The sequence below is a fragment of the Kocuria subflava genome, assembly GCF_012163155.1.
GTDB lineage: Bacteria > Actinomycetota > Actinomycetes > Actinomycetales > Micrococcaceae > Kocuria > Kocuria subflava.
Map to the genome: position 1 here is coordinate 1 of NZ_JAAVUN010000039.1, position 12,236 is coordinate 12,236.

The window sequence follows — 12,236 nt, forward strand, 5'->3', positions numbered from 1 at the left end:
GGATCTTTCTACCAAGAACCCACCCCGCCCACCGTGGCCCTAGCCGCTTGACGAAAACCATAGAAGCACCCTCCCCCTCCCGCCGAGTAGGCCGTTTGATCGCCGCTGACCCATTCAGGGGCGATCAAACGGCCTACTCGGCTGTGAGGGGGCCTTACTGTGAGGGGCTGGCCGTGAGGGATGCCACCTCACTGTGAGATGGTGTTGATGAACAACCGAGCCGGACGGTGGGTGTCGACATGAACGTGTTGTGGGGCCTGGGCGGAATGATTTTCATCATCGCCGTCGCTGTTCTTTTTCCGTGGACCGCCGCAAGATCAAGCTGCGCACTGTGGGCCTGGCGCTGCTCACGCAGATCTTGTTCGGTGTCCTGGTGCTGTACGTCCCGTGGGGCCGAGTCGCGCTGGAAACCCTAACCGGCGGCGTTCAAGCGGTGATCGACTCCGCCAACGCCGGTATCAGCTTCCTGTTCGGCCCGGTGCTTCCGGAGGACGGACCCGTGTTCGCCTTCCAGGTGTTGCCGGTGATCGTCTACTTCGCCTCCCTGACTGCGGTGCTCTACTACATCGGGGTCCTGCAGTGGGTGGTCAAGATCATCGGCGGGGCCATGGCCAAGCTGCTCGGCACCACTGTGCCTGAGTCCATGAATGCCGCGGCCAACATTTTCCTGGGCCAGTCCGAGGCGCCGCTGCTGATCAAGCGCCACCTGCCCAACCTCAAGACCTCCGAATTGTTTGCCGTGATGGTGGGTGGCATGGCCACCGTGGCCGGCTCCGTCATGGTGGGCTATTCACTGCTGGGCGCGGAGCTGCAGTACCTGATTGCGGCCAGTTTCATGGCCGCTCCCGGGGCGTTGTTCATGGCCAAGATCATTGATCCCGCCGGCGCCCTGGAGAGTGCCGAATGGCAGGGCAACGGCAGCACCACCACAACCGAACCAAAACAGCGCAAGGGCCTCATGGGGGCCTTTCAACGCGGTGGCAAGCGGGGCGCGGCCACGGAATCCGCCGGGGAACTGAGTCGGCGGCAACAGACGCAAACACCCGACGTCGTCGACTCCCAAGCCCCGTCCGAAGTCCAGACCGTGGACCAAGTGGCCGACCAGTCCACCACCAATGACGACGAACCCGCCAACGTGATCGATGCCGCCGCCCGCGGGGCCAGTGAGGGTCTGGGGCTGGCGCTAAACGTTGGTGCCATGCTGCTGGCCTTCATTGCGTTGATCGCCCTGGTCAACACCATTCTGGGTGCTGTGGGCGGGGTGTTCGGGCTGGACGCGCTGACCATGGAGCAGATCCTGGGCTACGTGTTCGCCCCCGTCATGTTCCTGATTGGCGTGCCGTGGAACGAGGCCATTCATGCCGGCAGCTACCTGGGCCGAAAGTTGGTGCTCAACGAGTTCGTGGCGTTCAGCGCGTTCGGTCCGGAAGTGGCCAACTATTCCGCCAAGACGCAGGCGATCGTGACGTTTGCGCTGACCGGTTTTGCCAACTTTGCCACCCTGGCCATCCAGATCGGCGCCCTGGGCGGACTGGCCCCCACCCAGCGCAAACGTATTGCCCGCCTGGGGCTGCTGGCCGTTCTGTCCGGCACCTTGGCCAACTTGATGAGCGCGGCCATCGCGGGCATGCTCATCGGCTGACACGCCCCCGTCCTCACCTGCCCTCATCGCCGAGTAGGCCGTTTGATCGCCGCTGAACCAGTCAGGAGCGATCAAACGGCCTACTCGGCGGGAGGGGGTGGCGGCTCATGGCTGTAGTTTTTGGGACATGAGTACCCACAGCGCAGACCCCTCCCAGGAGTCCTTCCAACACATCAGGGCTTCAGACGGCGAGACAGTCGGCACAATTGTGCTGACCGACGACGGCGATTTCCTCCCCATCGACCTCCTGGGACGCCCACTGGGAGAACCCACCGACTTGGCTACAGCCGAAGAACGTCTGGAGGTCAATGGACTGCGGCACTTGGCCGAACCATGGTGGATCGACCTCCCCGACGGGCGGCGGGTCAAGGTGACGATTCAGGAAACCGGGCCGAACGGCGTCGTGGTCCGTGTGGATGACTTCGGTGCCATGGACGTCTACGGGACGGTCCACCGGATCACGTCCCCGGCCGCTGAACTCCACACCTCCCCACCCGCCGAGTAGGCCGTTTGATCACCGCTGAACTAGTCAGGGACCATCGAACGGCCTACTCGGCGATGAGGACGGGTGGGTGAGACCCAACAGAACTTGGAGAGCTGATGACTTTGCGCCGTCGACTTCCCGCAGCGCTGATGGTGGGCGCCCCTGCTGCCGCACTTGCGGCCTGGTCAGCCCGGCTGATTGCCAAGAACTCGTCCGAACTGCACAGCGTGGCCCCAGAATCGCGGTCGCCAGCCTTGTTTGCCCTGCAGAACGGTGTCACCAAGGATGCAGCCCACACCCGGCGCCGAGTGTTCAAGGCTCTGGCGCCGGCGCTGTAGTTCAGCACCCAGGCCGTGGAATGCCGTCAGGTGCAGATCCCGGCAACGCAGGATCAGCCCGCGGTGGACGTTCTGTTCTACGAACCCCGCCACACCGCGGGCCCAACTCCCGGAGTGCTGTGGATCCACGGCGGTGGCCTGGTCACGGGCGCCCCGGAGCAGAACCACTTGACCTGCTTGCGCATCGCCAAGGAAGCGGGCGCCAGGGTGGTCAACCTGAATTACAGATTCGCCCCGGAACACCCCTTTCCCGCCGGGTTCAACGACTGCTTCCACGCCTTCACCTGGATGCACGAACTGGCATCTGACCTGGGAATTGACCCGCATCGCCTGGCAGTGGCCGGCGAATCGGCCGGGGGCGGGCTGGCCACTGCTGTTGCGCAGAAGGCAGCCGATCAGGGGCTGCCCGTGAAGTTCCAGATGTTGATCTACCCCATGCTGGATGACCGCACCACGCTGCGCCATGTTGATCCACGTCGCGGTCAGTTCGTGTGGACACGTGCCTCCAACGCGTTTGGGTGGAGTGCCTACTTGGGTAGGGAGCCCCGCATGGACCATGCCCCCGAATACGCAGCCCCCGCTCGGCGGGAGAACCTGGAGGGGCTGGCCCCGCGTGGATCGGCGTGGGTGATCGGGATCTGTTCTATGACGAGGACGTGGACTACGCCCGCCGTCTCCAAGCCGCGGGGGTGCCGTGCGAACTTCACATTGAATTCGGTATGTATCACGCCGCTGAATTCCTGAACCCCATGACTGCGTCCATGCGGGCGTTCCGGGATCAGAAGGTTGAGGCCCTGCGCCGTGGCTTGCACGCCTGATTGATGCACAGCCCATCACATTGTGACGCATCAACAGAAGACCTGAACACCAGATCATCACGGGCTGACAAGGAACAACAAGGCTCATTCCTTAACATACATTTCAGGTGCATTGGATGTGATGCTGCCGGAATACACTGTGCTCCACTCGGCGACTCGATGCGTCGAGAGCTGTTCTCCCCGATTTTCAGCCCTTGGAGCCCTCATGACCAACGGTCCCACCGCGTCCCCGCGCACCCAACCATCCCGACGCACCGTGGTTCGGGGAGCGGCCCGGACCGTACCCGCCATCATGGTTGCTGGAGCAGCACCGGCCTACGCCGCCTCCCAGTGCGAGGCAACCTCCTGGTTTGCCCAGTCCCGCATTGTTTACACGGACCCGGACTACTCGAACGCCAACTTTGACGCCCAGGCCACACTGGAGTCCACACCCCCCGGCGCCATGTCCATCCAGCACTGGGTCACTGCCAACCGAGAGCAGATCCTGAACTGGCGCATCCCGGTCGGCTTTCCGTCCACTGGCGGCGGCGCGGAGGCCGGGGCCACCATCAAGATTCCCTTTGACTCCTCGTACACGAATCCCACCACCATGGGTCAGCCGTTGGGTGTTGACCGGTTCAAGGCCTTTGGTGCCATCCAGCCCGAGCTCTACACACAGAACCTGCCCACCCCGGTGATCACGCAGACCTCAACCAGCATCACCATCACCTTCCCGGAGGCGATTGCCCCTGGATCTGCGGGCGTGTTTTCCTTCTCCGCCACCGCAGTGGGGGGAGCTACAGCAGTCAAGAGCGGCACCCCGTACACGCAGACCGCCACCATGGATTTCACGCCCATCACCTACTGACAAGGTTCCTCCTGTGCCGTGAGCCGCTGCCCCTCACGTCCGCCCTCAGCCAGAGGCCGCCGCGATCTTCCCAATCCGCGGCGGCCTCTTTCCATGCCCATACGCCGCACCGGTAGCCACCAACAGCAAACCTGACCCAGAAGTTATCGAAACCCGAAGTCCCACCAAACACGGATTCTTGCGTACAGTGGTGACCCGGCCCACACCGCCGCCTCACGGTTGGCTCCACCGCGGGCCGCCACGCACTGCACCATAGGATCCAGATGACCGCCTACCCCCACCTGTTCACACCTGTCACCCTGGGCTGCCTGACCTTGCCCAACCGCGTGATCATGGGCTCCATGCACACGGGCATGGAGGATGAACCGGAACAGTTCCCGGAGCTGGCCGCCTACTTTGCCGAACGGGTCCGCGGCGGTGCCGCTTTGGTGGTCACCGGAGGCTTCAGTCCGGATGAAACCGGTGTCCTCTACCCCGGTGGCGGCAGTTTGACGACGACGGAGCAAGCCACCCGGCACCGCACCGTCACCGACGCAGTGCATCAAGCCGGTGGGAAAATCCTGCTGCAGTTGCTGCACGCGGGCCGCTACGCCGCCCACCCGGATGCTGTGGCACCCTCCGCGTCCCAGGCACCCATCAACAGGTATCCGGCTGCGGAGATGACTCCGCAACAGATCACGGACACCATCGAGTCCTTTGCCCGCGCTGCCACCCTGGCCCAGGAGGCCGGGTATGACGGTGTGGAGATCATGGGCTCGGAGGGTTATCTGCTCAATCAGTTCTTGGTCGAACGCACGAATCAGCGGGCGGATGAGTGGGGCGGGGATGCTGAGCGTCGTCGTCGTTTCCCGGTGGTGGTGGCCCGAGCGGTCCGGGCAGCGGCCCCGGACTCACTGGTCATGTACCGGATTTCTCTGCAGGACCTGGTGGACGGCGGCCAGGCCTGGCCGGAGGTGGCGGCCCTGGCCCGGGAGCTGGAAACTGCCGGAGTGGACGTGTTCAACACGGGCATCGGCTGGCATGAGGCACGTGTGCCCACCATTGTCACGTCTGTGCCGCGAGCGGCATTTACTGAGGTCACAGCAGCTTTACGGGCTGAGGTGAAGGTCCCCGTGGCGGCATCCAACCGGATCAACATGCCGCAAACGGCAGAAGCCATCCTGGCTGATGGGCAGGCCGATCTGGTGTCCATGGCCCGTCCGTTCCTGGCTGATCCGCAGTGGGTGGCCAAGGCCGGGGAGGATCGAGCTGATGAGATCAACACGTGCATCGCGTGCAATCAGGCCTGCCTGGACCACACGTTCGCGCACAAACGCGCCACGTGCCTGGTCAATCCGCGGGCCGGTCACGAGACCACGTTGACGCTTGGCCCCACGCGGACCGTCAAACGCATTGCGGTGGTAGGAGCCGGCCCGGCAGGTTTGTCCTGTGCGGTGGCTCTGGCCCAGCGCGGTCACAGGGTGGAGTTGTTCGAAGCCCGAGATCATCTGGGTGGACAGTTCGCGCTGGCCCAGCGGATCCCCGGCAAGGAGGAATTCTCTGAGACCATCCGCTACTTCACCCGCCAGTTGGAACTGACCGGAGTCACGGTCCACCTCTCCACTCAGGTTGACGCAGATCAGCTGGTCTCCGGCGGGTTCGACGACGTCGTCCTGGCAACCGGCGTGGCACCCCGCGTGCCGTCCATTCCTGGTCTGGATCACCCGTGCGTGATCACCTATCCGCAGTTGCTGAACGGTGAACGGGAGCCCGGCGCGCGGGTGGCCGTGATGGGCGCCGGTGGGATCGGAGTGGATGTCTCCGAGTTCCTGACCCATGCGACTTCCCCCACCTTGGATCTGCCGAGCTGGCAGTCGGAATGGGGTGTGACAGGTGGCAACGCACCCGGTGGCCTGGGCCCCACCTCACCTGAACCGTCCCCGCGTCAAGTGTTCCTGGTGCAACGGCGCTCCACGGCCATCGGCAAGGACCTGGGTCTGACCACTGGTTGGGTGCACCGGGCCTCCCTGAAACACAAGGGCGTGCGGATGATCTCGGCGGCCACCTATGAACGCATTGACGACGACGGCCTGCACCTCACCCTGCCCGCTGATTCTCCCGCGGTGCAGGAACTGTCCGGGCGGCTCGACGGCGCTGACGTGGCTGACCATGGCGGAGGGACGGAACGACGGGTCCCCGTTGTGCTGCCCGTTGACTCCGTGATCATCTGCGCGGGCCAGGTCTCCCGCAATGAACTTGCCGCACCCTTGCGCGAGCGCGGAGTGAGCGTGCATGTGATCGGAGGCGCCGACGTCGCTGCCGAGCTGGACGCCAAACGAGCCATCAACCAGGGCACCCGCCTTGCCGCGGAATTGTGAGCGCCAGGTAAAGCCCTTGAGATCACCACGTACTGATGAGGTCACCTGCAGTTGGGTGTCATCTCATCAGTACGTGGTGATCTCACGCAGCGGGCGCTGCCGCGCTCAGACGAAGCGCACCCAGTTGGCGCCCTTGCCGGTCTCCGCGCGGTCCAGCAGTTGCAGTTGGTCACCGTCCACGGCGTAGAGCGAGACCTCGGTGGAACGCTCGCCGGCTGCCACCAGCAGGCGGCCGTCAGCACTGGTGGCGAACCCCCGCGGCTGGGTTTCAGTCACCACGTAGTCCGACGGCGGGGTCAGGGAGCCATCAGCAGCAACTCCCACGGCCGCCAGGGTGCTCTCGGTGCGCTCTGAGACCCACAGGTGGTTCTGCCCGGCACCCCAGTGGATGTCCGCACCCCAGATGGCGTGCTCATCCAGTGGGTCACCGCCCAGAACTCCTTGCTGCAAGTCGGCATCGGGATCCACGGAGCTGGTGGCATCCACCGCGGTCAGTTCACCCGTGGCAGTGTCTCGATTGAAACGCAGGACCTCACCGGAGAACTCGGTCAGCACGTAGAGAGTGTCTTCGGCCTTGTTGAAGATCAGGTGGCGTGGACCGGAACCTTCAGGGGCGGCAACGGTTTCCGATGCCAGAGGAGTCAGCGTGAGGTCATCAGCGAGCGCGTACTGCGCCACCAGATCCGCGCCCAGGGACACAAAGTAGGCAAAGCGGCCGTCAGAGCTTGTGGCAACCGAGTGGAGGTTGGGGAACTCGACCGTGGACACGGGTGCACCAACTGTGGTTCCGTCCACGGGTGCCGTGATGCCGTAACCGGCGCCGTAGGCAGCCCCCAGCAGGGCCGTTGCGCCGCGAGTGAGCCAGAGGTAGTTCATCCCGCCCTGCGGCAGATCCACTCGACCCACCTGCTCCAGTTGTCCGGACTCGCGGTCCAGGCTCAACGTCACGATTCCCGCGGGGTCACCCTTGACCGCGGCATGGACCAGGTTGCGCTCCGTATCAACCGCAAAGTTGGAGCAACCCGTCAGCCCCTGGGTCACGGACAGGCGCTGCAGGGAGTCCCCGTCACATCGGAACACGGAGATGCTTCCCTCACCGGCATTGGCCACCAGGACCAGGGAGTCAGCAGTCATCGGTCATCTCCATTCATCGGTACGGCACCAGTGCCCAGCCAGACACAGCCGCGTGCATCACGGTTCACACCATTCCAACACGGCCGTAGCGGGTGGCAAACACCCTCATGCCGTGGGTAGCTCGAAGTCGAAATGCTGGACCAGGACGCGGGCAATGCCTTCGTCGTCGTTGGAGGTGGTGACCACGTCGGCAACTTCACGTGCCTCTGGGATGCCGTTGGCCATGGCCACGCCCAGACCGGCGGTGCGCAGCATGTTGACGTCGTTGCCGTTGTCCCCAAAGGCGATCACCTGCTCCAGTGTGATCCCATTGGCCTCACAGAAGTCCGTGATGGCGGAACCCTTGTCCACACCGGCCGCAGTGGCCTCCATGTAGATGTGGGATGAATACGCCAGCTCGATCCGTCCGGCAAAGTCGCGCATGAGCTCCTCGTGCAGCGGCGCCAGGTCAGGCAGCTCGGCGCAGAACAGGACCTTGGTGGGTGCCTCCCAAAAATCCGCCAGGGAGTCGACGACGCGAACGGTGAGGTCGTTTCCGTTGGCCTCGTACTGGACCCGCGGATGCGTCGCATCCTCCACGATCAGCTCGTTGCCGTGCGGGAGCATGACCATGATTCCGTGCGCCTGGGCCCTGGTGATCAGGTCCTTGGCGATGTCGGCTGGAAGCGGATGCCGGGCAATTTCCTCCCCCGTGGCCTGATCCACAACCACAGAACCATTCATCCCGGCAAACACCAGGTTCTCCCCCAGATCCAGCCTGCGGGCCAGCATGGCCAAACCGGGGATCGGCCGCCCAGAGGCCAACATGATCCGAGTCCCGGCAGCACGCATGGCCTCAAAGGCACGGCGAGTGCCGGGCTGCAAGTCACGGGTGGAATCCAGCAGGGTGCCGTCCATGTCAAAGGCAACCAGGCGATAATCAGTCATGCGGGAGTTCTCCTCGGGTTGAGTGGAGGTCTTCACCAGCGGCCAGCAGACTGATCCGCAGGCCTGCTTCCTCACACCACACGCTACTTGCTCAAGACTTAGTACGCTGCTCAATCTTCAGCATCAGCTCCTACCGTTGACCCTCCACAGATATGGAGCGCCGCCGCCGACAGGGGTTTTGAGCAAAGAAGGCATCCGCAAGAACGATCACTGCAAGCCATCCGACCCACTGCCCGAGTCAGGTCCAATGCAAAACATCATGACCGCAATCACGAAGGATGATGGATTTTATCGCCAGCCCCCGAAAAGCTGCAGTGTGGGATTATTTAAATCCCACCCCAAGATAACGCGGGTATGTAAATCGTGAACTCAAGAATCAAAACAACCCTCGGATCAGCAATCACCACTGGCGGGACGACAGGGAGCGGCCATAAAGTTCTCGTTACCTTCATTGGTAGGTCCTCACCAGTGCGGAACGCACCAGCCGCTACCACCAAGCCAACATGACTCCGAAGTCGGACGCATGACGTCGGGCACGGCCGGCCCGACGTCATGCGTCTCAAGGGCTACTTCCGCTGCGGAACCAGCTGCGGGAGGACTCGATCAAGGAGCATTGCGCGACGTAGTGGAGCGGTTATCCGTGCACGCAGTCGAGCCGGAGCAGGCAACACCTCCGAATGAAGGTCCAGTACCACCTCTTTGGCAACTGGATGACCTGCCACCAGGCACAACGCAATCCGGGACGCGGCCGCACCGAACATGAGTGCCGTGTAGACCAGCTGGGGGAATCCCTCATCACCCTTCATTGTGCTCAGTCCCTGGAGCAGGTCGATGGGCACTTTTCGCACGGGTACCACCTTGTGAAGCAGCCGCCAATGCGTCTCCGAACGGAGGTCCGATAAGTTGATGGCACCGTCGAAGGGCCGATCACCCGCACGGTAGCGATAGGTCCGGATGTATTGGACCCCGGACATGTCGTAACCCACCACCACAGGGATTCCGGCTCTGGAGGCCGCTTCGTGCAGAAAGTACTTCGCCCTCCACCCGTTCATCGTTGTGACGTCCACTCCGTCGACCACCACAGCTGCCCCACGCACGAGCGCATGAGCGTTCTGCGAGGTGATGCCTTCGGTGTTGACCTCACAGTGGACCGCAGGGTTGATGCGTTCGGCACGTTCCTGCAAGACCACAGCCTTGTTCTGGTCGAGATCTGAAGTGGTGGCAGATTGACGGTTGAGGTTGTTCAACTCGAATGTCCCGGGTTCACAGAGGCGTAGATTCTCCGCACCCAGCCGGACCAGGGGTTCCACAGCTGCACCGCCGGTCGACCCGCAACCGGCCACGAGAATGACGGCCTCCCGGAATTTCTGCTGCCATTGGCTGTCGATCAGAGGACGGTTGCGCAGAGAGAACTCCGCGTACCTTGCTTCAGCGAGCGGGTCCAGATCAATGGATACCCGTTCTTCCACATGGTCGAGGTCAATCATCGTCGGGCCTGCCTGTCCTGGTTGTTTGCTGTCGTGGCGTGGCCGGCCATGATCAACCCGTGCAGACAGGTCTTCATGTCCCCGCTGGCGAAAGCGTGGTCAATGGCCTCGAAAGAGTGATTGATCTGCGGCCGGGCCTGGATTCGGCCGATGAACGGCAGCACTTCTCGACGACGTACGTACATAGGCCACATGGGATCATCGGAAGGCAGTGAGGGGTGGGTGCCTGCAATCACCTCGGTGTCCACTCCGAACGCCTTCAGGTGTCGAAGCGCCACATGCATTTCGAGATCACCAACCGCCCATGGAATGGGCCTGGACCGGTTGACCGTCAGACCCATGAGTCCCAGGACCAGCTCCAGAGGGACCAGGAACTTCATGGAATCCGGGATGTTCGGGCCCTTGACGAATCGTTTGATCTCCATGACATCGCCCAAGCGCAGGTTGCTGGATGGTAGCCAGGTGCTGATGTCGATGCCGTGAGCCTCTTCCACAGGAAAAGTCGGACGATTCTCGGCCGTGAACTTGCGGTCATCGTTCTCGTCTGCAATGAAGGCAGCCCCCAAGTACCCAATGATCGCTCCCGTGGCATCGTCCATGGCAACGATATGCAAATCGTTCGGAGAGGCGTGGTCCACGTCCTCCCAGAACATTCCCTGGTCATGGACCACCTCTGGACTAGCCCAACCGAGCTTCAGGTATTGCGCCAACCGAAATCCCATGATTCCTATCTGGTACCTACGGGGAGTCTGGTCGTGCCGAAAGGCAACTACCGTGTACCCGTGTCGTCGTCGCAGATGGATGGGGACGCCGTCAAGGCTTGGGACCAATTTTTCAAAGGTCAGTCTTTCGTGCAGGGCAATGACCTGCGCTGCGAAGGTTTCAGCCGAGGTCCTGACGATCGGACCGGCGATTGGGTCTGCCAGTTGCGTAGTCACCACTCATCACCGTCTTCCTCGAAGTCCTCATCAGGGTTCATGACGGACTGGGTGATGGCCAGGGCAAGGACCTCAGGTGTCCCTTCATAGATCCGAGCCCCCAAGGCTTCGCGCATGTACTTTTCGGCTCCGTATTCACGCAGGTAACCGCGGGCCCCCATGATGGACATCGCAGTTTCGGCCACTTCGATCGAAATCTGGTCAGCGTGCATCTTCGCCACGGCCGGTTCGAGCGCCGGAACCGGAATCTGGTTGTCGGCGACGTCGGCCCCGCGCAGGTAGAGCAGGCGGGCGGATTCGATCTTGGCCGTCATCTCAGCGATCTTGCGTGCGGTGAACTGGTGCTCCCACAGTTGCTTGCCGCCCTGGCGGCGGTCGCCTGCGAATTTCACCGCAAGGTCAAATGCGCCACGCGCCACACCTGTGGACAGTGCGGCGACCGTGGAGCGAGCCATATTCATCTGCTGGATGTTGATCTCGACCCCCAGCCCCACCTGACCGATGATGTTGGTGGCCGGAACCCTGACGTCGTGGAAGTAAATCTCCGTTCCCAGACATGCGCGGTAGCCCATCTTGTCGGCCACCTTGACGACTTCGACGTTTTCCTCGAACGGTACGACGAAACACGTGTAGCCCTGGTCCGGAGCCATTCCGGAGATGTTTGCGTAGACGCTGCCGAAATCTGCGACTGCACCGTTAGTGATGAACCTCTTGCGCCCCGAGATGACATAGTCATCACCATCCGGACGAGCAGTCACCTCTGATTCAGCGAACTGCGTGTTTTCGGGAATGAGGAGATCGCACCCGGCTTGTTCCTCAGTGATGGCGTTACATGCAAGGACGGCCTTGTCGGAGGCGAAACGGGATAAGTACCTCCCCTGAAGCTGCTCGTCGCCCGAGAGCAGGAGTGGAGCCTGCCCCAGGAGTGTGGCGCCGAAGATCAAGGCCGTACCTGCATCCACGGCACCGAGTTCCTCGAGGGCGATCGCTGCGGCTTTGATGCCGTAGCCAAGGCCACCGAACGCCTTGGGAACGACCAAACGGGTGAGACCGAGGTCGTGGCCTGCTTGCACGATCTCCCAGTCGAGTACATCGGCGGCATCGGCGTCGTTCTGGGTAACGCGCGGACGCACCACGTCCTGGGCGAAAGCCCGGACCTCATTGCGCAATGCGGTTGGGCTGACCCCGTTTTTTAGGTCCGGTGGTTCTGGGAGTCGTCCTGTCGCCCGTGGTTGCGGGCAGGGAGACTGGTCAGATCATGTCG

Annotated in this window: 10 protein-coding genes and 1 pseudogene; 6 read left to right on the forward strand and 5 right to left on the reverse strand. The window is 62.7% G+C overall.

What is annotated here, in order from left to right; all coding sequences use genetic code 11:
- Positions 1–301 precede the first annotated feature (301 nt).
- The 6 genes and pseudogenes from GTW58_RS12290 to GTW58_RS12315 all read left to right on the forward strand — a co-directional run bounded on the left by GTW58_RS12290 (position 302) and on the right by GTW58_RS12315 (position 6,486).
- Positions 302–1,642, forward strand: a complete 1,341-nt coding sequence (locus GTW58_RS12290; protein WP_342453318.1) for a NupC/NupG family nucleoside CNT transporter — start codon at positions 302–304, stop codon at positions 1,640–1,642.
- Between the two features lie 127 nt (positions 1,643–1,769).
- Positions 1,770–2,147, forward strand: a complete 378-nt coding sequence (locus GTW58_RS12295; RefSeq protein ID WP_189587298.1) for a serine/threonine protein phosphatase — start codon at positions 1,770–1,772, stop codon at positions 2,145–2,147.
- Positions 2,148–2,242: 95 nt separating this feature from the next.
- Positions 2,243–2,464 carry a hypothetical protein gene (locus GTW58_RS12300; protein ID WP_157980594.1) on the forward strand — a complete coding sequence of 74 codons (222 nt, stop codon included), beginning with the start codon at positions 2,243–2,245 and terminating at the stop codon, positions 2,462–2,464.
- 63 nt (positions 2,465–2,527) lie between these two features.
- Positions 2,528–3,282 (forward strand): annotated as a pseudogene (locus GTW58_RS12305) (alpha/beta hydrolase).
- 205 nt (positions 3,283–3,487) lie between these two features.
- Positions 3,488–4,129 carry a hypothetical protein gene (locus tag GTW58_RS12310; protein ID WP_119933734.1) on the forward strand — a complete coding sequence of 214 codons (642 nt, stop codon included), beginning with the start codon at positions 3,488–3,490 and terminating at the stop codon, positions 4,127–4,129.
- Between the two features lie 263 nt (positions 4,130–4,392).
- Positions 4,393–6,486 (forward strand): NADPH-dependent 2,4-dienoyl-CoA reductase, encoded by a 2,094-nt coding sequence (locus tag GTW58_RS12315; protein WP_119933735.1) that lies wholly within the window; start codon positions 4,393–4,395, stop codon positions 6,484–6,486.
- 105 nt (positions 6,487–6,591) lie between these two features.
- Here GTW58_RS12315 and GTW58_RS12320 read toward each other — a convergent pair whose 3' ends face one another.
- The 5 genes from GTW58_RS12320 to GTW58_RS12340 form a co-directional block, all read right to left on the reverse strand.
- Positions 6,592–7,620: a lactonase family protein gene (locus GTW58_RS12320; protein ID WP_119933736.1), complete on the reverse strand. Its 1,029-nt coding sequence runs from the start codon at positions 7,618–7,620 to the stop codon at positions 6,592–6,594.
- Between the two features lie 105 nt (positions 7,621–7,725).
- Complete coding sequence (locus tag GTW58_RS12325; protein ID WP_119933740.1) at positions 7,726–8,547, reverse strand: Cof-type HAD-IIB family hydrolase; 822 nt, start codon at positions 8,545–8,547, stop codon at positions 7,726–7,728.
- A 566-nt stretch (positions 8,548–9,113) separates the two neighbouring features.
- Complete coding sequence (locus GTW58_RS12330) at positions 9,114–10,034, reverse strand: HesA/MoeB/ThiF family protein (protein ID WP_119933737.1); 921 nt, start codon at positions 10,032–10,034, stop codon at positions 9,114–9,116.
- On the reverse strand, positions 10,031–10,756 hold the full coding sequence (locus GTW58_RS12335) for a hypothetical protein (protein ID WP_157980595.1): 726 nt from the start codon (positions 10,754–10,756) through the stop codon (positions 10,031–10,033). The genes GTW58_RS12330 and GTW58_RS12335 overlap by 4 nt, the downstream gene beginning before the upstream one ends.
- A gap of 212 nt (positions 10,757–10,968) precedes the next feature.
- Entirely contained in the window at positions 10,969–12,141 is a 1,173-nt protein-coding gene (locus GTW58_RS12340) for an acyl-CoA dehydrogenase family protein (RefSeq protein WP_119933739.1), read from the reverse strand.
- Positions 12,142–12,236: the final 95 nt, after the last annotated feature.

What these genes read in the sequence shown, in the direction of transcription:
- GTW58_RS12295 (WP_189587298.1), top strand. Translation starts at nt 1,770, where the DNA reads ATGAGTACCCACAGCGCAGACCCCTCCCAGGAGTCCTTCCAACACATC.
- GTW58_RS12300 (WP_157980594.1), top strand. Translation starts at nt 2,243, where the DNA reads ATGACTTTGCGCCGTCGACTTCCCGCAGCGCTGATGGTGGGCGCCCCT.
- GTW58_RS12310 (WP_119933734.1), top strand. Translation starts at nt 3,488, where the DNA reads ATGACCAACGGTCCCACCGCGTCCCCGCGCACCCAACCATCCCGACGC.
- GTW58_RS12315 (WP_119933735.1), top strand. Translation starts at nt 4,393, where the DNA reads ATGACCGCCTACCCCCACCTGTTCACACCTGTCACCCTGGGCTGCCTG.
- GTW58_RS12320 (WP_119933736.1), bottom strand. Translation starts at nt 7,620, where the DNA reads ATGACTGCTGACTCCCTGGTCCTGGTGGCCAATGCCGGTGAGGGAAGC.
- GTW58_RS12325 (WP_119933740.1), bottom strand. Translation starts at nt 8,547, where the DNA reads ATGACTGATTATCGCCTGGTTGCCTTTGACATGGACGGCACCCTGCTG.
- GTW58_RS12330 (WP_119933737.1), bottom strand. Translation starts at nt 10,034, where the DNA reads ATGATTGACCTCGACCATGTGGAAGAACGGGTATCCATTGATCTGGAC.
- GTW58_RS12335 (WP_157980595.1), bottom strand. Translation starts at nt 10,756, where the DNA reads ATGGGATTTCGGTTGGCGCAATACCTGAAGCTCGGTTGGGCTAGTCCA.